Below are 19,437 nucleotides of genomic sequence, written 5' to 3' on the forward strand. Positions count from 1 at the left end.
GGGCGGGGGCCGGGGCCGGCCCGGCTGCCAGAATGGCAAGGGCCGCCGCGGCGATCAGCGCGCGACCAGGGCCTGACATGTGCGGGGCATCTCACTCAGCCGGAAGCTGCGGGGGTGGCGGTAATCGGGGTCGCCCGGCGGCTGCGGCGGCGGGTTGATGCGGTTGCGGATCCACTGTTCGGCCTCGGCGCAGCCATCGCCGGGCGGGGGCGCGGCCTGGTTCTCGCAGCCCTGGTTGGTGCAGGCGAGGCGGACGTGGAAATGATAGTCGTGGTTGTTGATCGGACGGATCTTGCGCAGATAGGCGCGGTTGCCGCGTTCCTCGTTGCACATCATCACCTTGGCGACCGGATCGACGAAGATCCGCGCCACGCGCGGGTCCGAGGCCGCCGCGCGGATGATCGCGTGGTGCGAGGCCGACCACAGCCGGCTGGGCGCGACGCCGCCCTTGGCGACGACCGACTGCGAGGACAGCTTTTCCCGCTGCGCCGGGGACAGCCGCAGGGACGCGGGCGGCAGCATCCAGATGTCGGCGTCCAGCCCGATCTGGTGGCTCGCATGCCCCGAGGTCATCGGCCCGCCCAGCGGCTGGCTCATGTCGCCGATATACAGCCCCGCCCAGCCATAGCGGGTGGCCTGCTGCGACAGGCCGATCAGGAAATCGACCAGCTGCGGGTTGCCCCAGTTGCGGTTCCGCGACAGCCGCATCGCCTGCCAGGTCGGGCCGGTTTCGGGCAGCTGGATGTTGCCCGAGGCGCAGCCGCGCGAATAGCCGCCAAAGGCCGCCGCCGGCCCGCCATTCGAGCTGCGGAAGGCGCCGAAGACGTCCTTGGCCAGCGTATCGGCCGCCGCCGGAATCGCCAGCACGGCCATCGCCGCGGCGGCGAGGATGGTTTTCAGGTTGCGGATCACTGCCCGGGTTCTCCCTCTGGTTTGACCCATCTTAGCAGCGCCAGCGACAGAAGGAACATCACGATCAGCGGCGATATGCCGATGCGCTGGCTTCCGGTGGCGGCGGTGACGGTGGCGATCAGGAAGGGGGCGAGGAACGCCGTCGCCTTGCCGGACAGGGCGTATAGGCCGAAGGCCTCGGTCGCTCGTTCGGCGGTGGTGTGGCGGACCATCAGTGTGCGGCTGGCGGCCTGCAGCATCCCGCCGGCGCCGCCGATCGCCACCCCGCAGGCAAAGAAGATCGCGTCGGGGATGCGCGAGCCGTGGGCCAGCGGGAGGCCCATGAACTGCTCGCGGCTCATCCCAATCACCACGGCGCAGACGGCGATCAGCGCCAGCGTGCAGGTGACGATGACCGGCTTTGGCCCATGTGCGCGGTCCGCCCGGCCGCCCAGCCAGCAGATGATCGCGGCCGAGACCGCGCTGACCACGCCGAAGATCCCCGACCAGATCACCGGCCAGCCCAGCACCGTCGCCGCATAGACCCCGCCAAAGCTGTAGAGCGCGTTCAGCGCATCGCGCGAGAACATCGACGACAGCAGCCATGCGGCCAGCGAGCGCCGGTGCCGCAGGCTGGCCACCAGCGCGCCCAGATCGCGCAGCGCCGCCCCCGGGCGAACCGGGCGCGACGGGCCGCGGGGCTCGCGCACCCACAGGAAGAACGGGACCATGAAGACCGCATACCAGATCGCCGTGAACGGCCCGACGAAGCGCGTCCCCTCGCGCGCCGCGGCGTCCAGCCCCAGCGCCGGCGGCTGGCCCAGCAGGGTCAGCCCGGTGGTGGCGCTTTCGGCGAACAGCGCCAGCATGACGACCAGCGACAGCACGCCCCCGACATAGCCGAAGGCATAGCCCGAGCCCGAAACGCGCCCCATGTCCTCGCGCGAGGTCAGGGTCGGCATCAGCGCGTTGGTGAAGATCGCGGTGAACTCCATCCCGATCAGGCCGAGGCCGAAGAAGACCAGCGCCGGGATCAGCGCGGCGCCGTCGGGGGCCAGCACCCACAAGCCGGCGGCGCCCGCGACATACAGCGCCGAGAACAGCCAGATCCACGGCATCCGCCGGCCGGTGGAATCCGCGACCGCGCCCAGAACCGGCGCCAGCAGCGCGATGATGACGCCGGTGACGGACAGCCCCCAGCCCCAAAGCGCCTGCGCCTGCGCGCCGGCCTGGACCGTATCGGCGCCCAGCATGGCAAAGCGGTGCTTGGCCACCTCGGCGAAATAGATCGAGAAGATGAAGGTCAGCAGCAGCGTCGCATAGGGCTGGCTGGCCCAGTCATAGAACCACCAGCCCCAGATGCGTTTGCGGTTCATGGCGGTCCCCTGCGCTGACGCCGGCATAAGGCCGGAACCGGGTCAGGCTGGCAAGTCGTCCGTGCGCGGGGTGACGCCTTCGGGCAGCACCGGCGGCCAGGGACGCTGGGCGTCGGCCTCGATCCAGGCGCGGACCCAGCCGGGCAGCTCGGGCGCGGGGCCGTGGTGACCCAGCGCGGCCATGAACTCGGAGGGCGGCACGATCCCCTTGCGGCCGCCGCCGACGATGGCCACGCGCAGCAGCATGTGATTGGCGCATTCGCGCTCGATCCACATCGACTGCTCCATGTAGACGAAGCGGTCGTCCCAGCCCAGCGTCCGGCTGACCTGGGTGAAGCGGTGGAACAGCTGGATGCGCTTGCGATACCGCACGCTGTTGCCGGCGACGGTAAAGCCCCAGCCCTTGTCCCTCAGCGTGTCGGTGATGCCCAGCCGGATCGCCATCGGGATGCGCCCCAGATCATACAGCGTCAGCGTCCGGCCGTTGTTCAGCTCCCACCACGGATCGAGGTCCCAGGGCCAGACGCGGTGGGTCGAGACATGGGCGCCCAGCGGCGGCAGATGCGGCGCGCGGCGCGCGGCCATGACCTCGCGGGCAAAGCGGATCAGCGGATACATGGCGGCTCCCTTCAGCTTTCTGCGGCGGTATCGGCGCCCCGTCCGGCCGTCAACCCGGACCCCGCGGCAGGTGGCACGCCATCTTCTGTCCGTAAATATCCCGCGGGGGTCCGGGGGCGCGAAGCCCCCGGCTTGCATGGGCGGCCCGCATCCCCTACCTCAACCACCGGACGCGGACCCCGGAGAAACCCGACATGACCACGCTGTTTCAGGCGCTGATGCTGATCCTCGACATCCTGTGGTTCATCATGATCGCGCATATCATCATGTCGTGGCTCATCAACTTCCAGGTGCTGAACCTGCGCCAGCCGCTGGTCGCGCAGGTTTGGGACGGGCTGAACCGGCTGCTCGAGCCGCTGTATCGCCCGATCCGCAGCATCCTGCCCGATCTCGGCGGCATCGACCTGGCGCCGCTGGTGGTGTTCATCGGCATCATCATCCTGCAGCGGGCGCTGGTGAACAACGCCGGGTTCTTCCTGGGCTACTGATGCCCGCCGACCTTCTGCGCGAGGTCTGGGGCTTCGACGGCTTCCGCCCGGGCCAGGGCGAGATCGTCGAGGCGGTGGCCGGTGGCCGCGACGTGCTGGCGATCATGCCCACCGGCGGCGGCAAGTCGCTATGCTATCAACTGCCGGCGCTGATGCGGGACGGCGTGACCGTGGTGATCTCGCCGCTGATCGCGCTGATGCGCGATCAGGTGCGGTCCCTGCGCGAGGCGGGGGTGGCGGCCGGGGCGCTGACCTCGGGCAATACCGACGCGGAAACCGACGCGGTGCTGGACGGGCTGCGTGAGGGGACGCTCAAGATCCTCTACATGGCGCCGGAACGGCTCGCCTCGGGCGCGACCGTGCCGCTGCTGAAACGCGCCGGCGTCACCGCCATCGCGGTGGACGAGGCGCATTGCGTCAGCCAGTGGGGCCATGATTTCCGCCCCGACTATCTGCGGGTGGGCGAGTTGCGCCGCGCGCTGGGCGTGCCGCTGGCGGCCTTCACCGCCACCGCCGATGCCGAGACCCGTGACGATATCGTGGCGCGGCTGTTCGACGGGCGCGCCCCGCAAAGCTTCCTGCGCGGCTTCGACCGGCCGAACATCCATCTCGCCTTCCAGCCCAAGGACGGGCCGCGCCGGCAGATCATGGATTACGCCGCCGCCCGCCGCGGCCAGTCCGGCATCATCTATTGCGCCACCCGCGCCAAAACCGAAACGCTCCAGGCCGCGCTGAACGCCGCCGGCATCCCCGCCGTCGCCTATCACGGCGGCATGGAGGCCGAGGCCCGCCGCGCCGTCGAGGCGCGGTTCCAGCGCGAGGACGGGCTGGTCGTCACCGCCACGGTCGCCTTCGGCATGGGCATCGACAAGCCCGACATCCGCTGGGTCGCCCATGCCGACCTGCCCAAGTCGATCGAATCCTACTATCAGGAAATCGGCCGCGCCGGCCGCGACGGCGCCCCGGCCGAGACGCTGACACTCTACGGTCCCGACGACATCCGCCTGCGCCGGTCGCAGGTCGACGAGGGGCTTGCCCCCGCCGACCGCAAGGAGGCCGACCACGCGCGGCTGAACGCGCTGCTGGGACTGGCCGAGGCGACCGCCTGCCGGCGCCAGCACCTGCTGGCCTATTTCGGCGAGACGGCCGAGCCCTGCGGCAACTGCGACCTGTGCGACACCCCGCCCGAGACGTTCGACGCCACCCAGCCGGTCCGCATGGCGCTGTCGGCGATACTGCGGACGGGCGAGTGGTTCGGGCAGGGCCACATCATCGACGTGCTGACGGGCACGGCGACCGACAAGGTCACCCAGCGCGGCCATGACCGGCTGCCGACCTTCGGCGTCGGCAAGGACACGCCGCGCCCGCAATGGCAGGCGATCCTGCGCCAGATGCTGGGGCGCGACCTGATCCGCCCCGACCCGGAACGCCACGGCGGGCTGCGGATCACCGCCGCCGCCCACCCCGTGCTGCGCGGCGGGGAAAACATCACGCTGCGCCGCGACCTCATCGCCCGCGCCCGCCCGGCGACGGTGGTGCGCACCCAGGTCGATGACGAGGACGCGCCGCTGCTGTCGGCGCTCAAGGCCAAGCGCCGGGCGCTGGCCGAGGCGCAGCGGGTGCCGGCCTATGTGATCTTCCCCGACCGTACCCTGATCGAGATGGCGCAGGCGCGGCCGCAGACTCTGGATCAGCTGGCCCGGATCAACGGGGTGGGAGCGAAGAAGCTGGACAGCTATGGCGCCGAGTTCCTCTCGGTGATCGTCTCAGAGGCGCCGCTGCCGATGCACCCGGCGCGGCGGGCGCTGGCCGGGCGGCGGGCGGGCGATCTGTATGACCGGCTGCAGGACGCGGCCCGCGATCTGGCGCGGGGGGCGGACGGGACGGAAAAGCCGCTGTCGCTCAGCGCCTCGGCGCTGCGGCGGATCGCCGAGGACCGGCCGGCGGATCTGGGCCGCTATCTGGACGAGGCGCGGCTGGAACGGTTTGGCGCGGCGTTCGCGGCCGAGATCGCTGTCCAAGACTAGGCCTCAGGCGTCAGGTGGCGTGCCGCCCAGCAGCTCGGTCAGCTGCGCCGCGGCCTGGGCGACCCGCTCGCCCATCTGGTCCAGCCGGTCGGCGGGCAGCCGCCCAGCGGCGCCGGAAATCGAGATTGCGCAGGCAGCCTCGCCCTGCGGCGACCAGACCACGGCGGCGAGGCAGCGCATCCCAAGGTTGAACTCCTCGTCGTCCAGCGCCCAGCCGCGGGCGCGGGTGCGGGCGATGTCCTCCATCGCCGCCTCGGGCGAGCGCAGGCTTTTCGAGGTCAGCGGCGGCAGGCCGGTGCGCTCGGCCAGCGCCAGCACGTCCTCGTCGCGCCAGGTGGCGAGGATCGCCTTGCCCATCGCCGAGGAAAACACCGGGACCCTGCGGCCGGGGGGCGACAGGGCGCGCCGTATCTCGCGGCTTTCGACCTGGCTGACGGTGACCAGGTGGTCGTCGTCGAGAATCCCCAGGTTCGCCGTCTCGCGCGTGGCGTCGCGCAGCCGGCGCAGCAACGGCAGGGCCGGGGCCACGAAGCTGAGCCTGCGGCCATAGGCCATGCCGGTCGAGAACGCGTCGCGCCCGACATGCCAGGCCGAGTCCGAGGGATGGAACTGCGCGAAGCCCTGCTGTTCCAGCGTCGTCAGCAGCCGGTGCGCGGTCGAGACCGGCAGCCCCGCCGCCCGCGCCAGGTCCGACAGCCGCGCGCCCCCCTCGCCCTGCGCCATCAGCCGCAGCAGCGACAGGGCCCGGACCACAGACTGCACGCCATCCTTTTCGGCCATTGCCGGATTCTCCCTCGTTCCTTGCCGCATCATGGAAAAAAATCCGGCGGCTGTCACCTTTGTCTGATGCCGCCTGCTATCGGGTCGGAAACCATCGGAGGACCGAGTGATGACCCAGTATGTCGACCGCGCCGGATTGCAGGTGGCCGCACCCCTGGCCGATCTGGTGGACAACGAGGTTCTGACCGGCGGCGTGACGCCCGACCAGTTCTGGCAGGGCTATGCCGACCTGCTGCGCGACCTTGGCCCACGCAACCGCGCGCTGCTGGACACACGCGACGAGATGCAGCGCCAGATCGACGACTGGCACCGCGCCCGCCGCGGCCAGCCCCACGACGGCGCCGCCTATCAGGCCTTCCTGCGCGAGATCGGCTATCTGGTGGACGAACCGGCGGCCTTCACCGTGGGCACGGCGAATGTCGATGACGAACTGGCGCAGGTCGCCGGGCCGCAGCTGGTCGTCCCGGTGTCGAATGCGCGTTTTGCGCTGAACGCGGCCAACGCCCGCTGGGGGTCGCTGTATGACGCGCTGTATGGCACCGACGCGATTCCGGGCCAGCCGGCGGCGGGCGGCTATGACGCCGCCCGGGGCGCCAAGGTGATCGCCTGGGCGCGCGAGCATCTGGACCGGGTAACGCCGCTGGACGGCGCCGGCTGGGCCGACGTGACCGCGCTGAAGGTGGCCGACGGCAAGCTGGCCCTGACCGCTGGCGGCCGCGAGACCGCGCTGACGGACCCGGCCCAGTTCGCCGGCACCACGAACGAGGACGTGTTCCTGCGCGTGAACGGCCTGCTGCTGCGCATCAAGGTCGACCGCGGCTCGACCATCGGCAAGGTCGATCCGGCCGGCATCTCCGATGTGCTGGTGGAAAGCGCCCTGACCGCGATCCAGGATTGCGAGGACAGCGTCGCCGCCGTCGATGCCGAGGACAAGGTCGCCGTCTATCGCAACTGGCTGGGGCTGATGAAGGGCGACCTGGTCGAGACCTTCGACAAGGGCGGCCGCCAGATGACCCGGCGGCTGAACCCCGACGTCACCTATACCGACCCGCAGGGGCGCGAGGTCACCCATCCCGGCCGCGCCGTGCTGCTGGTGCGCAACGTGGGCCACCTGATGACCACCGACGCGGTGCTGCTGGACGGGCAGGAAACCCCCGAGGGCATCATGGACGCGATGGTGACCGTCGCTGCCGCGATGCACGACCTGGGCGAGGGCGGCGGGCGCAACTCGCGCACCGGCTCGGTCTATGTGGTCAAGCCCAAGATGCATGGCCCCGACGAGGTCGCCTTTGCCAACGACCTGTATGCGCGGGTCGAAAAGATCCTCGGCCTGCCCGAAAACACCGTCAAGCTGGGGGTGATGGACGAGGAACGCCGCACCTCGGCCAACCTCGCCGCCTGCCTTGCCGCGGTGAAGGACCGGGTGGTGTTCATCAACACCGGCTTCCTCGACCGGACCGGGGACGAAATCCACACCTCGATGGAGGCGGGGCCGGTCGTTCCGAAGGAACAGATGAAGGACCAGCCGTGGCTGGCGGCCTATGAGGCCGGGAACGTCGATACCGGGCTGGCCGTGCAGCTGGCCGGCAAGGGCCAGATCGGCAAGGGGATGTGGGCCAAGCCCGACGACATGGCAGATATGCTCAAGGCCAAGATCGGCCACCCGCAGGCCGGGGCCAACACGGCGTGGGTGCCCTCGCCCACCGCCGCCACGCTGCACGCGACGCATTATCATCAGGTGTCGGTCCCCGGCGTGCAGGACAGCCTGCGCAGCCGCGAAAAGGCCAGCCGCGACGCGCTGCTGACGCCGCCGATGCTGGGCGGGCGCAACCTGTCGCCGGACGAGATCGCGCATGAGATCGACAACTCGTGCCAGTCGATCCTGGGCTATGTGGTGCGCTGGGTCGATCAGGGCGTTGGCTGTTCCAAGGTCCCCGACATCAACGACGTGGCACTGATGGAGGACCGCGCGACGCTGCGGATTTCCTCGCAGCACTTGGCGAACTGGCTCAGGCACGGGGTCATCACCGAGGCGCAGGTCGAGGACTCGCTCGCCCGGATGGCGGTCAAGGTGGACCAGCAGAACGCCGGCGATCCGGCTTACGCCCCGATGGCGCCAGCGCTGAACGGCCCGGCCTTCAACGCCGCGCGCGACCTGATCCTGAAGGGCGCCGAGCAGCCCTCGGGCTATACCGAGCCGCTGCTGCACGCCGCCCGACGCGCCGCCAAGGCCGGCTGACGGCTGAAAAGGGGGGCGGCAGGTCCGCCCCCCTGTTCACAGCATCCATTCGATCGGCAGCCGGCCCAGCAGCCACAGGGTGATCCGCTGCACCATGTTGGTGCCGTGCTCGGTCCGGTGGACGGTCTCGGCATCCGCGACGGCCGGCTCGTTCCAGACGATGCGGCCGCGCGCGTCGCGGCGCGGGCCATAGCTGAGCCGCGGCAGCACCTCGTCCAGGCCGCCGCTGACTTCCTGCGCCAGCCGGGGGCTGTCGATCACCACCCCCATCTCGGTGTTCAGCATGACCGAGCGCGGGTCGAAGTTGAACGACCCGATGAACAGCCGGTGGCCATCCACCGACACGGACTTGGAATGCAGGCTGGCGCGGGTCGAGGTGCCGGGCACCCGCGGCTCGGGCGGCATCGCCGGGGTGGCGCGCAGTTCGTACAGCGAGACCCCGCCGTCGATCAGGGCGGGGCGGTATTTCACATAGGCCGAGTGGACGACCAGCACGTCGGTCGCCTCTTGCGAGTTGGTCAGGATGCGGACGCGCTTGCCCTCGCCCGCCAGCCGCACCAGCCGCTGGGTAAAGCGTCGGCCGGGCACGAAATAGGCCGAGACGATGTCGACGCTGCGGTCCGGGCTGGCGATCAGCCGCATCAGCTGCGCGAACATCAGGTCGCGATTGCGCGCCCGGCCCAGCCCCTTTGCGGGATCGTCGCTGAGCAGGGTGACCGGCACCCAGTCGAGCCCGAGTTCGCCGTTCACCATGTCCTTGACGAAGGGCCGCGTATCGACCACCTGGCGGTATTCCAGCGCCGTTGCGTCCTGCAGGGCCAGGTCCAGATCGGCCTGCATGCGGCCCCGGCCAGTCGGCGCGCGCAGGATGCGTTCGGCCGGATAGGCCGAACGGCAGGCCCAGTAGCGGTCGAATTCCGCCGCCGCATCCGCCGCCACCCGCCCCACGGCCAGCACGTCGGTATCGAGGTAATGCGGCCCGGCGCCATACGAGAAATAGACGTCGCCGATATTGCGTCCGCCGAGGATGGTGGCGGCGCCATCGGCGATCAGCGCCTTGTTGTGCATCCGCCGGTTCAGGCGCACGAAGTCGAAGGCATAGCCCAGCGACTTGGGATGGCGCAGGATGAAGGGGTTGAACAGCCGCACCTCGACCGTCGGCATGGCGTTCAGTACCGCCAGATCGTCGTCAAGCCCGGCGATGCCGTTGTCGTCCAGCAGTAGCCGGATCCTCACTCCGCGCTCGGCGGCCTGGCGCAATTCGTCCAGCAGCACCATCCCGGTCAGGTCGCGCTGCCAGATGTAATATTGCACGTCCAGCGCCTGCTCGGCGCCGCGGATCAACGCGAGGCGGGCGCCAAAGGCGTCGAGCCCACCATGCAGCGCCACGATGCCGCTGTCATGGTCCCGGCCGCGCGCCTGGTCCAGCACCGCCCGGCCGATGGCGGTGGCGTCGCTGATCGGCACCGACTGCGACACGCTGCCCCCGTCCAGGGACGGCGGGCGATAGACCACGCGCAGCAGCAGAAGGATGATGGGGATCAGGGCGAGGATGACCAGGACCCAGTTTATCATGGTCAACCCCGCGAAAAGGCGGGCCCCGGCCGATCAGGGCCAGCGCCGCGCGGTCAGCTCAGCGCCTTGCCGATGTCCTCGCCCGAGGCGGTGGTCAGCGTCTTGGCCAGTTCCTTGACCAGCGCCTTTTCCAGCATCTTGTGGTAATGCTTGCGCATCGTGCCCAGCGTGGTCGGGTCGGCGATGATCGCAAGCTCGTCCACCTTGTTCTGCAGCACCATGCGGTTCAGCCGCTCCGCGAGCTGCTTGGCGAAGGTCGCCTCGTCCTCGTCCTTGGGCGTGGTTTCCTCGGGCTGCTTGCCCTGGCTTTCGTCCTGCAGGTGCTTGGGGCTGAGACGTTCCTTTTCCTCAAGCTCGATGCCCTGTTTCGCGGTGTTGCGAAACAGCACGGCCTGATGACCATCGGCGACGACGACGAGCGCGTTATGCGAAAGCATTTCCTGTCCTTTCAGCGTACTCGGACAGGGAACGCTGCCTTGCCGAGTCGGTTCCGGCCGCCGTGACGACGGCGGCGTCGCGGCTAGCGCAGCGTGCCGCAAAAGCCGCGGATGCGGTCGATCGCGTCGATCAGCTGCGCGTCCGAGGCGGCGTAGCTGATGCGGAAATGGGGCGCGAGCCCGAACGCCTCGCCGAAGACCACGGCGACTCCGGTGGCGTTCAGCAGCTCCATCGCGAAGGTCCGGTCGTCGGTGATCTCGACCCCGCCGGGGGTGCGGCGGCCGATCAGCCCGGCGATCGAGGGATAGACGTAGAAGGCGCCCTCGGGCGTCGGGCAGTCGATCCCCTCGCACTGGTTCAGCCCCGAGACGACCAGATCGCGGCGGCGCTGGAACACCGCCCGGCTTTCGGCGATGTAGTCCTGCGGACCGGTCAGCGCGGCCACGGCGGCATGCTGGCTGACCGAGCAGGGGTTCGAGGTCGATTGCGACTGGATCGTCCCCATCGCCCGGATCAGCTCGACCGGCCCGCCGGCATAGCCGATCCGCCAGCCGGTCATCGCATAGGCCTTGCTGACCCCGTTCACGGTCAGGGTCCGGTCCTTCAGCCCAGGTTCCACCTGCGCCGGGGTGACGAAGCGGAAATCGTCGAAGACGAGATGTTCATACATGTCGTCCGACATGATCCAGACCTGAGGATGCCGCATCAGCACGTCGGTCAGCGCCCGCATGTGGCTTTCGCCGTAGCCGGCCCCGGTCGGGTTCGACGGCGAATTGAGGATCACCCATTTCGTCCGGGGCGTGATCGCCGCCTCGAGCCGATCGGCCGAGATCCGATAACCGGCCTCGATCCCGGCCTCGATGACCACAGGGGTGCCGCCGGCCAGCGCCACCATGTCGGGATAGCTGACCCAGTAGGGGGCCGGGATGATGACCTCGTCGCCGGGGTTCAGCGTCGCCATCAGCGCGTTGTACAGCACCTGCTTGCCGCCGGTGCCGACGGTGATCTGCGCGGGGATATAGTCCAGGCCGTTGTCGCGGGCGAACTTGTCGCAGATCGCCTGCTTCAGCTGCGGGATGCCGTCCACCGCCGTATAGCGCGTCTGGCCCGCGTCGATGGCGGCCTTGGCGGCCTCGCGGATATGGGCGGGGGTGTCGAAGTCGGGCTCTCCGGCCGACAGGCTGATGATGTCGCGGCCTTCGGCGGCCAGCTCGCGCGCGAGGTTGGTCATCGCGATGGTGGGCGAGGGTTTGACGCGGGACAGCGTCTCGGACAGAAAGCTCATCGGCGCGCTCCGGCATGGGTTCCCTGCGGGTGTAGGCGCGCAGTCCAGGCGCTGCAAGGCGCGGCGGAGGGTGTGATGGACGACCACGAGGCGCGGCTGAAGCGGCTGCGGATGCGAAGCTGGCGGCGCGGCACGCGCGAGATGGACCTGATCCTCGGGCCCTTCGCCGACAGCGAGCTGGCCGTACTGGATGCCCCGGCACTGGACGCCTATGAGCGGCTGCTCGAGGAAAACGACCAGGACCTGTATCCGTGGGTCACCGCCCGGCTGCGCGGCGACCGCGCCGGGCCCGAGGGTCACGCGGCGATGCTGGACCGGATCGCGGCACATTCGGCGGGCCGGCTGAGGGAAATCCGCGGCGCTTAACCGAATCTTGGGGTTTTTGGGTCAGCCTCGCGTGAACAGATGCTCATGCGGATGACCCCGATGACCCGACTTGCACTCTTGCGCCACGCCGGCCCGATCGCCATCCCCGCCGATGGCGAGCTGCCCGATATCCTTGGCACCTACCTGGAAAGCCTGCAGATTCTCGACCGGCTGCACCGGCTGATGCTGGATCTCATCAAGGACGAATTCGAACGGCTGGGGCAGGGCGAACTGACGCCGGTGCAGGCGCTGCTGGTCTATAACCTCGGCGATGCCGAGGTGACGGCGGGCGAATTGCGCTCGCGCGGCATGTATCAGGGGTCGAACGTCAGCTACAACCTCAAGAAGCTGGTGCAGATGGGCTATGTCCATCACCAGCGCTGCGAAAACGACCGCCGCTCGGTGCGGGTCCGGCTGACCGCAAGCGGCGAGGCGGTGCGGGAGATCATCGGGCAGATGTTCGCGCGCCACGCGGCGGGGCTGCAGGCGTCGGGGGTGCTGGACGATCCGGCGCTGGCGCAGGTCAACATGCAGTGGCGGCGGGTGGAACGCTACTGGGCTGAGCAGATCCGGTATATCTACTGACGCGGACGGCGGGCCGACGCCATTCGGAGGGCACGAGCGGCGCCGGATGCGGACGTGTGGCGCTGTGCGGGGCCGAGACGCGGCGCCGGATGCGGGCGCAATTCGGTGGTCGAAGCGGCGTCCCCGGGGAGCCCGCGGGTCGCGATGTCGCGGCCTGCTTGCGTCAGAAAGCGGCGCCAGCTTACCCCGGCCGCTAAGCCTTGTTAGCGCCCCACCCCACCGCGCCTTGCACCGCGCTGACTTGCGCGGCGAGCGCCGCGCCTCGCGCATCTCGCCTGGCGCCGCAGCCCACCCAGTGCCGTCGCACGTCACCAGTGGCCGGTGTTCTCCATGCTGGCCCAGGGTTCCTGCGGCGGCAGCCGCTCGCCGGCCTGCAACAGCTCGACCGAGACGTTGTCGGGGCTGCGGACAAAGGCCATGTGCCCGTCGCGGGGCGGGCGGTTGATCGTCACGCCGTTGTCCATAAGGTGCTGGCACATCGCGTAGATGTCCTCGACCTCATAGGCGAGATGCCCGAAATGGCGGCTGTCCGAGGGCAGGCCCTCGTCGCCGTCCCAGTTGAAGGTCAGCTCGACCGGCGCCGCCTCGTCGCCGGGCGCCGCCATGAAGATCAGGCTGAACCGCCCCTTGTCGTTGTCGATCCGCCCCGTCTCGCGCAGGCCGAGCAGCGAAAAGAACCGCATCGTCGCATCCAGATCGGCGACGCGCACCATCGTGTGCAGATATTTGACCTTCATGGCTCAGCCCTTCCTGACAGTTCGGGCGCCATTCTGGCACGTCCCGCCCGGCGCCGCCATACCGCCCCGGCCGCCCCCGCGGCGGTCGCAAGTCTTGTGGGAGAAACCCTATTCGGCCACAATGGGTAGGAATTTTTCAGCGAGTCACCCCATGAGCCTGACCCCCGACCAGCAAGCCGAGATCGACGAAGCCCGCAGCACCCCCCGGCCCACGCTGCGCGCCGTCTCCCCGGGGATCGAGGCGCATCTGCACAGTGCTTACCCGGTGCTGGATCACGGGTTGATCCGGGTCATCGACTATATGGGCGACGACGCCGCCATCGTGCAGGCGGCGCGAGTCAGCTATGGCCGCGGCACCAGGGCGGTCAGCAACGACGAGGGGTTGATCCGCTATCTGATGCGGCACTGGCACTCGACGCCGTTCGAGATGTGCGAGATCAAGTTCCACGTCAAGCTGCCGGTCTTCGTCGCCCGCCAGTGGATCCGCCACCGCACCGCCAACGTGAACGAATACTCGGCCCGCTATTCGATCCTCGACCGCGAGTTCTACATCCCCGCGCCTGAGCAGCTGGCCGCGCAATCGACGGTGAACAACCAGGGCCGCGGCGCGCTGCTGGAGGGGGACGAGGCGCAGCGGGTGCTGGACATCCTCAAGGACGACGCGACCCGCGCCTATGACCATTACGAGGCGATGCTGTCGCAGACGCAGGCCGACGGCTCGCCCCAGCAGGGCCTCGCGCGCGAGCTGGCGCGAATGAATCTGCCGGCGAACATCTATACCCAGTGGTATTGGAAGACCGACCTGCATAACCTGTTCCACTTCCTGCGCCTGCGTGCCGACGCCCACGCGCAATACGAGATCCGCGTCTATGCCGAGACGATGTGCCAGATCGTCCGCGACTGGGTCCCGCTCGCCTATGCCGCCTTCGAGGACTACCGCCTGGGCGGCGCGGTGCTGTCGGCGAAGGGGGTGGCGGTTCTGCGGCGCCGCCTAGCCGGGGAGGCGGTGACGCAGGAGAGCTCAGGCATGAGCAAGGGCGAGTGGCGGGAGTTTGAGGGGGTGTGGGGGTGACTAACGCGTTTATTTCTTACGTACGTGAAAATTCAGCACAAGCTGACTATCTGAAGAAGGTACTGGAAAAAAACGGCGTCACTGTTTGGCTTGATCGCGACAAGCTAACTCCTGGCGTTCGGTGGAAGGATGCGATCGAGCGCGCAATTCGTGGCGGCATGTACTTCATTAGCCTTCATTCGAAGGAGCGTGAAACCCGAGATAAATCGTACGCCCATGAAGAGTTGACTGTCGCAGTGGAAGAGATCCGCCAAAGATCGACCAATAAGGCATGGTTTTTAGGGGTTCGTTTGGACGATTCTCCTATTCCTGATCGAAGAATAGGCGGCGGCGAGCTGCTAAGTGACCTTCAATTCGTAGATATTCGTAACTGGCCTCATGGCATAATCCATCTACTGGCGGCTATGGGGGTCGAGAATCCTGTTGTTGATCATCGCGCGCCTCTAGCCCCCTGTATTGCGCCAGAGGTCGCAATTGTTTCCGGGTATTTGCGATATGTGCATATGCAAAGCGCTCCTGAAATCTGGCAAGGAATGGAACACAGGATCTCAGGTGGTTGGTGTAGGCGAGAAGATGATGGCCGGATATTAGGCCAAGTTACGGTTGCGGCGCCGCTTGCACAAGTTCAGCATGTTAATGACATGCTGGGAACAGGCGTTTATGATATCCAGTTGGAAGGGAATGAGATTTCTGCAGATCCTGCGCGGCCTACTAAGCTAACCCACGCACAACGTATAACTCTGCCACAAGGCACTCCAATCCCTGACGTCGCAACTGGGCGAAATATCATTTTACCGATAGACTTTCCAATACTATCTCAAATGGTGGGAGAGGGCTGGCTAGAAGGGCGGCGCTTCAAGGGGAAATTCACGTCCACCATTTCTCCTCTACGGCCTATGCCGGGTTTAGTAGCCAGTTTGAACCAGGAAGGTCTGTTCGAATTGGTGTTCGAAGATCGGCTCCCGCGTGATTTGGAGGGCTAATATCTTGGTTTAACAAAGCCTTTCGTAACGATGGTGGCTGCTCCATGACATAGTTCCACTTCATTAGCAGACCTATGGCGGGGCTCCGCACGCTGGTAGAGCGTTTCGGCGCAGTACGCACCCTACGTAGCCGTCACCCCCTCCACCCACGCCCTGACCACCGCCACCGCCTCCGGCTCGTCCAGCCACGGGATATGCCCCCGTCCGGGGACCTTCCCATAGATCATGTCCGGCCGGCGGCGGCGCATCTCGGCGACCGTCTCGTCGGACAGCAGGTCCGAGCCGGCGCCGTGGATCAGGGCCAGGGGCAGCCCCTCCAGCGCGTCGAACAGCGGCCAGGCGGTGGCCGTGGGGTCCTTCATCGCGGCAAGGAAGCTGTCGCGCAGGGTCGGGTCATAGGTCAGCTCGACCCCGTCCGCGGTCTGGCGGAACAGGCGCGCGGCCTCGGCCTGCCAGCGGCCCTCGGGGACGGCGCCGAACCCGCGCAGGGTCTGGGGCAGGCGGGCGGCGACCTCGTCCAGCGTCCGGGCCGAGGGTCGGCGGCCGACATAGTCCATGATCGCCGTCAGCCCCTCGACCGACAGCGCCGGGCCCACGTCGTTCAGGCACACGCCCAGCAGCCGGTCGCGCGCCGTCGCCGCCAGATACATCGCGATCAGCCCGCCGCGCGAGGTGCCGAAGATCGCCGCGCGCGCGATCCCCAGATGGTCCAGCAGGGCCAGCGCGTCGGCGCCTTCCTGCGGGACGGTATAGGTCGCGGCGCCGGTCCAGGCCGACTGGCCGCGGCCGCGATAGTCCATGCGGATCATCCGGCAATCGGCCAGCGCCGGCGCGAGATAGTCGAAATCGTCCATGCTGCGGGTCAGCCCGGCCAGGCACAGCACCGGCAGGCCCTCGCCCTGATCCCGATAGGCGAGGCGGGTGCCGTCGGCGGCGGTGAAGAACTGGACGGTCATCGGCAAACCTCTCGTGCTGTGCGTCAACGCGTGCTGGTGCGGAAAGGTGACGCGGGCGGCTAGTGCGACATCAGCACCGGCAGGCGTGCGTCGGACAGGATGTCGCGGGTGGCGCCGCCCAGCAGGTCCTCGGAAAACTTGCTGTGCTCGTAGGCGCCCATGATCAGCAGGCCCGCACCCAGCTCGGTGCAGGCGTCGAGGATCGCGGCGCCGGCGCCGCGGGCGGGGGCGGGGCGGGTGACCAGGTCGGCCTCGATCCCGTGGCGGGCCAGCAGCCGCAGCGCGTCCTGGCCGAACTGGGCGGGCAGGTCGTTGCCGACGCCCAGCAGGGTGACCTTGTCCTTGGTGCCGAGGATGTGCATCGCGTCCCCCAGCGCGCGGGCGGCGGCGCGCTTGCCGTCCCAGGCGACGACCGCGGTTTCGCGGATCGCGGGCTCGGCATAGCCCTGCGGCACGATCAGCACCGGCCGGCCCGAGCGCAGCGCCACCACGTCGGGGCGGGTCGAGAACTCGGCCGTGCGGTCGCGGTCGGTCGGTGCGCCCAGGATGACGATGTCGTGGCCCCGCGCGGCTTCCGAGATCCCGCCGCCCCGGGCGTCGAGCACGACGAAGTCGGCCTGCCCGGCCAGGCCCGCCTGTGCGACCGCCTGCTCGAAGGCGGCGCGGCGGCTGGCGGCGAACTCGGCCTCGGCCTGGTCCAGCACGCGGTCGATCTCGCGGGTCATGAAGGCGCCGGCGCGGGCGCGCAGCGGGTTCGGGGGCTGCCACAGGGCGGCGGTCAGGTGGGCGTCGTATTTCCGCGCCACCAGCAGCGCCATGTGGAGCGCCGCGGCCCCGCCGCCAGAGCCGGTATAGCTGGTCAGGATGCTGCGGATCGTCATGGCGCCCCCGTGGGTAGGATCGGGCCGACTATCGGGCAGTTGCGGCGCCGCTGCAATCGCCCTGTCTTCGGGGCGGGGCAGATGGTTCGCGGGTCAGATGTTTTCGGACTGCGGCATGCCCAGCACGTGATAGCCGCCGTCGACCATCACCACCTCGCCCGTCGTGCAGGCGCCCCAGTCGGACGCGAGCCACACCGCCGTGCCGCCGATCGCCTCGAGCGTGGCGTTGGCGCGCAGGGGGGCGTTCGCCTCGGTATGGCGATAGGTCTTGCGGGCGCCGCCGATCGCCGCGCCGGCCAGAGTCTTCATCGGGCCGGGGCTGATCGCGTTGACCCGGATGCCGTCGGGGCCGAGGTCGTTGGCCAGATAGCGCACCGTCGATTCCAGCGCCGCCTTGGCCACGCCCATGACGTTGTAGAACGGCGTCACCCGGTTCGACCCGCCATAGGTCAGGGTCAGGATGCTGCTGCCCGGCGCCATCAGGGGCAGCGCCCGGCGGGCGACCTCGATCAGCGAATAGCATGAAATGTCCAGCGATTGCTTGAAGTTGGCCCGGCTGGTGTTGACGAAGCGCCCGGTCAGTTCGTCCTTGTTGGAAAACGCGATGGCGTGGACGAGGATGTCGATCCGCCCCCAGCGATCCGCCAGCGTGGCAAACGCCGCGTCCAGCGAGGCGTCGTCGGTCACGTCCACGTCCACCAGCAGGTCCGACCCGACCGAGGCCGCCAGCGGCTCGACCCGCTTGCCGAAGGCTTCGCCCTGATAGGTGAAGGCGAGTTCCGCCCCCTGGCCGGCCAGCGCCTGCGCGATCCCCCAGGCGATCGAGCGGTCGTTCGCGACCCCCATGACCAGCGCGCGTTTCCCGTTCAGCAATCCGGCCATGTCGAAAACCTTGTAATGAAATCAGTCGCGGTAGCGGGACATCACCAGGGTCGCGTTGGTGCCGCCAAAGCCGAAGCTGTTCGACAGCACGCTGTCGAAGTCGACCCCGTCGATGCGCTGCAGGGCGATTTCCTCGGGGCGGATCTCGGGGTCCAGCTGGGTGATGTTGGCCGAGGCGGCGATGAAGCCGTTCTGCATCATCAGCAGCGAATAGATCGCCTCGTGCACCCCGGTGGCGCCGAGGCTGTGGCCGGTCAGCGACTTGGTGGACGAGGTCTTGGGCACGTTCCCCTCACCGAACACCCGGCGCAGGGCCTTGATCTCGGTGACGTCGCCGGCGGGGGTCGAGGTGCCGTGGGCGTTCACATAGGTGATCCGCCGCCCCTCGGGCAGGGTCGCCAGCGCCAGCCGCATCGACCGCTCGCCGCCCTCGCCCGAGGGCGCGACCATGTCATAGCCGTCCGAGGTCGCGCCATAGCCGGTGACCTCGGCATAGATCCTGGCCCCGCGGGCCAGCGCGTGGGACAGTTCTTCCAGCACCACCACCCCGGCGCCGCCGGCGATGACAAAACCGTCGCGGGTGGCGTCGAAGGGGCGCGAGGCGGTCTCGGGCGTGTCGTTGTATTTCGACGACATCGCGCCCATCGCGTCGAAGAGGCAGGACAGCGTCCAGTCCAGTTCCTCGCCGCCGCCGGCGAAGACGATGTCCTGCTTGCCCATCTGGATCTGCTCGACCCCGTTGCCGATGCAATGGGCGCTGGTCGAACAGGCCGAGGTGATCGAATAGTTCACCCCCTTGATCGCGAACGGCGTGGCGAGGCAGGCCGAGTTCGTGCTGCTCATGCAGCGCGTCACCATGAACGGCCCCATCCGCTTGGGCGCGCCCTTCTCGATGACGATCTGGTGAGCCTGGAAGAAGTTCGAGGTGGACGGCCCGCCCGACCCCATGATGAGCCCGGTGCGCGGGTTCGACACGTCGTCCGGTTCCAGCCCGCTATCGGCCACCGCCTGCTGCATGGCGAGGAAGTTGTAGGCCGCGCCCGGCCCCATGAAGCGCAGGTCGCGCTTGTCGATATGGTCTTCCAGCACGATCTGCGGCATGCCGTGGATCTGGCTGCGGAAGCCGTGTTCGGCGTATTCCGGCGCAAACACGATGCCCGACCGGCCGTCGCGCAGCGATCGGGTGACTTCGTCGGCGTTGTTGCCGATGGGCGAGATGATCCCCAGCCCGGTGATGACGACGCGGCGCATCTGACCT

The 19,437-nt window shown here is 68.6% G+C and carries 19 protein-coding genes; 7 read left to right on the forward strand and 12 right to left on the reverse strand.

Annotated features, from left to right (window positions below; all coding sequences use genetic code 11):
• Nucleotides 1-54: 54 nt before the first annotated feature.
• From mepA to IC63_RS04915, 3 genes are read right to left on the reverse strand one after another with little or no spacing between them, the layout of a single operon-like run.
• Nucleotides 55-942 carry a penicillin-insensitive murein endopeptidase gene (mepA, locus tag IC63_RS04905; RefSeq protein WP_052041887.1) on the reverse strand — a complete coding sequence of 296 codons (888 nt, stop codon included), beginning with the start codon at nt 940-942 and terminating at the stop codon, nt 55-57.
• Complete coding sequence (locus tag IC63_RS04910) at nt 909-2,267, reverse strand: MFS transporter (RefSeq protein ID WP_036717460.1); 1,359 nt, start codon at nt 2,265-2,267, stop codon at nt 909-911. Before IC63_RS04910 ends, mepA begins: the two co-directional genes overlap by 34 nt.
• Before the next feature lie 42 nt (nt 2,268-2,309).
• A complete protein-coding gene (locus IC63_RS04915; protein ID WP_036717462.1) occupies nt 2,310-2,885 on the reverse strand; it encodes an acyl-CoA thioesterase in 576 nt (191 codons plus the stop codon).
• Between the two features lie 194 nt (nt 2,886-3,079).
• On the opposite strand from IC63_RS04915, the gene IC63_RS04920 reads away from it, so the two are divergent.
• Both IC63_RS04920 and recQ read left to right on the forward strand, forming a co-directional pair.
• On the forward strand, nt 3,080-3,373 hold the full coding sequence (locus IC63_RS04920) for a YggT family protein (RefSeq protein ID WP_036717466.1): 294 nt from the start codon (nt 3,080-3,082) through the stop codon (nt 3,371-3,373).
• Nucleotides 3,373-5,400, forward strand: coding sequence for a DNA helicase RecQ (gene recQ, locus IC63_RS04925; protein ID WP_036717469.1), 2,028 nt, complete (start codon nt 3,373-3,375; stop codon nt 5,398-5,400). Before IC63_RS04920 ends, recQ begins: the two co-directional genes overlap by 1 nt.
• A 3-nt stretch (nt 5,401-5,403) precedes the next feature.
• Here recQ and IC63_RS04930 read toward each other — a convergent pair whose 3' ends face one another.
• On the reverse strand, nt 5,404-6,180 hold the full coding sequence (locus tag IC63_RS04930) for an IclR family transcriptional regulator (protein ID WP_052041888.1): 777 nt from the start codon (nt 6,178-6,180) through the stop codon (nt 5,404-5,406).
• 109 nt (nt 6,181-6,289) lie between these two features.
• Here IC63_RS04930 and IC63_RS04935 point away from each other — a divergent pair, with 109 nt between their 5' ends.
• Complete coding sequence (locus IC63_RS04935) at nt 6,290-8,419, forward strand: malate synthase G (RefSeq protein ID WP_036717474.1); 2,130 nt, start codon at nt 6,290-6,292, stop codon at nt 8,417-8,419.
• 36 nt (nt 8,420-8,455) lie between these two features.
• Here the strand turns inward: IC63_RS04935 and IC63_RS04940 are convergent, their stop codons facing one another.
• From IC63_RS04940 to IC63_RS04950, 3 genes are all read right to left on the reverse strand, one after another.
• Nucleotides 8,456-9,994 (reverse strand): phospholipase D family protein, encoded by a 1,539-nt coding sequence (locus IC63_RS04940; RefSeq protein ID WP_036717476.1) that lies wholly within the window; start codon nt 9,992-9,994, stop codon nt 8,456-8,458.
• A gap of 53 nt (nt 9,995-10,047) precedes the next feature.
• On the reverse strand, nt 10,048-10,431 hold the full coding sequence (locus IC63_RS04945) for a host attachment family protein (protein WP_036717478.1): 384 nt from the start codon (nt 10,429-10,431) through the stop codon (nt 10,048-10,050).
• Nucleotides 10,432-10,514: 83 nt separating this feature from the next.
• Nucleotides 10,515-11,717: a pyridoxal phosphate-dependent aminotransferase gene (locus IC63_RS04950; protein WP_036717480.1), complete on the reverse strand. Its 1,203-nt coding sequence runs from the start codon at nt 11,715-11,717 to the stop codon at nt 10,515-10,517.
• A 75-nt stretch (nt 11,718-11,792) separates the two neighbouring features.
• Between IC63_RS04950 and IC63_RS04955 the strand changes: the two genes are divergently transcribed.
• Both IC63_RS04955 and IC63_RS04960 read left to right on the forward strand, forming a co-directional pair.
• On the forward strand, nt 11,793-12,083 hold the full coding sequence (locus IC63_RS04955) for a succinate dehydrogenase assembly factor 2 (RefSeq protein ID WP_036717483.1): 291 nt from the start codon (nt 11,793-11,795) through the stop codon (nt 12,081-12,083).
• A gap of 60 nt (nt 12,084-12,143) precedes the next feature.
• Nucleotides 12,144-12,668 (forward strand): MarR family winged helix-turn-helix transcriptional regulator, encoded by a 525-nt coding sequence (locus tag IC63_RS04960; protein ID WP_084115513.1) that lies wholly within the window; start codon nt 12,144-12,146, stop codon nt 12,666-12,668.
• Between the two features lie 308 nt (nt 12,669-12,976).
• Here IC63_RS04960 and IC63_RS04965 read toward each other — a convergent pair whose 3' ends face one another.
• Nucleotides 12,977-13,405, reverse strand: a complete 429-nt coding sequence (locus IC63_RS04965; protein WP_036717485.1) for a VOC family protein — start codon at nt 13,403-13,405, stop codon at nt 12,977-12,979.
• A 151-nt stretch (nt 13,406-13,556) separates the two neighbouring features.
• Here IC63_RS04965 and thyX point away from each other — a divergent pair, with 151 nt between their 5' ends.
• Together thyX and IC63_RS17335 are read left to right on the forward strand one after the other, a co-directional pair.
• On the forward strand, nt 13,557-14,477 hold the full coding sequence (gene thyX, locus IC63_RS04970) for an FAD-dependent thymidylate synthase (RefSeq protein WP_036717488.1): 921 nt from the start codon (nt 13,557-13,559) through the stop codon (nt 14,475-14,477).
• A complete protein-coding gene (locus IC63_RS17335) occupies nt 14,474-15,460 on the forward strand; it encodes a toll/interleukin-1 receptor domain-containing protein (protein ID WP_198026257.1) in 987 nt (328 codons plus the stop codon). The genes thyX and IC63_RS17335 overlap by 4 nt, the downstream gene beginning before the upstream one ends.
• Before the next feature lie 122 nt (nt 15,461-15,582).
• On the opposite strand, the gene IC63_RS04975 is transcribed toward IC63_RS17335, so the two are convergent.
• The 4 genes from IC63_RS04975 to fabB form a co-directional block, all read right to left on the reverse strand.
• Entirely contained in the window at nt 15,583-16,416 is an 834-nt protein-coding gene (locus tag IC63_RS04975; RefSeq protein ID WP_036717489.1) for an alpha/beta fold hydrolase, read from the reverse strand.
• A gap of 59 nt (nt 16,417-16,475) precedes the next feature.
• Entirely contained in the window at nt 16,476-17,297 is an 822-nt protein-coding gene (locus tag IC63_RS16895) for a universal stress protein (protein WP_052041889.1), read from the reverse strand.
• Between the two features lie 93 nt (nt 17,298-17,390).
• The gene (locus IC63_RS04985; protein ID WP_036717491.1) at nt 17,391-18,179 is read right to left on the reverse strand and encodes an enoyl-ACP reductase FabI; all 789 of its coding nucleotides are present in this window, start codon (nt 18,177-18,179) and stop codon (nt 17,391-17,393) included.
• A gap of 21 nt (nt 18,180-18,200) precedes the next feature.
• The gene (fabB, locus tag IC63_RS04990) at nt 18,201-19,430 is read right to left on the reverse strand and encodes a beta-ketoacyl-ACP synthase I (protein ID WP_036717493.1); all 1,230 of its coding nucleotides are present in this window, start codon (nt 19,428-19,430) and stop codon (nt 18,201-18,203) included.
• Nucleotides 19,431-19,437: the final 7 nt, after the last annotated feature.

It is taken from the genome of Paracoccus sphaerophysae (genome assembly GCF_000763805.1).
Taxonomy (GTDB): Bacteria; Pseudomonadota; Alphaproteobacteria; order Rhodobacterales; family Rhodobacteraceae; genus Paracoccus; species Paracoccus sphaerophysae.

Excerpts from the sequence above, each read along its gene's own strand:
- mepA (WP_052041887.1), bottom strand. The coding sequence starts at position 942 with ATGGGTCAAACCAGAGGGAGAACCCGGGCAGTGATCCGCAACCTGAAA.
- IC63_RS04910 (WP_036717460.1), bottom strand. The coding sequence starts at position 2,267 with ATGAACCGCAAACGCATCTGGGGCTGGTGGTTCTATGACTGGGCCAGC.
- IC63_RS04915 (WP_036717462.1), bottom strand. The coding sequence starts at position 2,885 with ATGTATCCGCTGATCCGCTTTGCCCGCGAGGTCATGGCCGCGCGCCGC.
- IC63_RS04920 (WP_036717466.1), top strand. The coding sequence starts at position 3,080 with ATGACCACGCTGTTTCAGGCGCTGATGCTGATCCTCGACATCCTGTGG.
- recQ (WP_036717469.1), top strand. The coding sequence starts at position 3,373 with ATGCCCGCCGACCTTCTGCGCGAGGTCTGGGGCTTCGACGGCTTCCGC.
- IC63_RS04930 (WP_052041888.1), bottom strand. The coding sequence starts at position 6,180 with ATGGCCGAAAAGGATGGCGTGCAGTCTGTGGTCCGGGCCCTGTCGCTG.
- IC63_RS04935 (WP_036717474.1), top strand. The coding sequence starts at position 6,290 with ATGACCCAGTATGTCGACCGCGCCGGATTGCAGGTGGCCGCACCCCTG.
- IC63_RS04940 (WP_036717476.1), bottom strand. The coding sequence starts at position 9,994 with ATGATAAACTGGGTCCTGGTCATCCTCGCCCTGATCCCCATCATCCTT.
- IC63_RS04945 (WP_036717478.1), bottom strand. The coding sequence starts at position 10,431 with ATGCTTTCGCATAACGCGCTCGTCGTCGTCGCCGATGGTCATCAGGCC.
- IC63_RS04950 (WP_036717480.1), bottom strand. The coding sequence starts at position 11,717 with ATGAGCTTTCTGTCCGAGACGCTGTCCCGCGTCAAACCCTCGCCCACC.
- IC63_RS04955 (WP_036717483.1), top strand. The coding sequence starts at position 11,793 with ATGGACGACCACGAGGCGCGGCTGAAGCGGCTGCGGATGCGAAGCTGG.
- IC63_RS04960 (WP_084115513.1), top strand. The coding sequence starts at position 12,144 with ATGACCCGACTTGCACTCTTGCGCCACGCCGGCCCGATCGCCATCCCC.
- IC63_RS04965 (WP_036717485.1), bottom strand. The coding sequence starts at position 13,405 with ATGAAGGTCAAATATCTGCACACGATGGTGCGCGTCGCCGATCTGGAT.
- thyX (WP_036717488.1), top strand. The coding sequence starts at position 13,557 with ATGAGCCTGACCCCCGACCAGCAAGCCGAGATCGACGAAGCCCGCAGC.
- IC63_RS04975 (WP_036717489.1), bottom strand. The coding sequence starts at position 16,416 with ATGACCGTCCAGTTCTTCACCGCCGCCGACGGCACCCGCCTCGCCTAT.
- IC63_RS16895 (WP_052041889.1), bottom strand. The coding sequence starts at position 17,297 with ATGACGATCCGCAGCATCCTGACCAGCTATACCGGCTCTGGCGGCGGG.
- IC63_RS04985 (WP_036717491.1), bottom strand. The coding sequence starts at position 18,179 with ATGGCCGGATTGCTGAACGGGAAACGCGCGCTGGTCATGGGGGTCGCG.
- fabB (WP_036717493.1), bottom strand. The coding sequence starts at position 19,430 with ATGCGCCGCGTCGTCATCACCGGGCTGGGGATCATCTCGCCCATCGGC.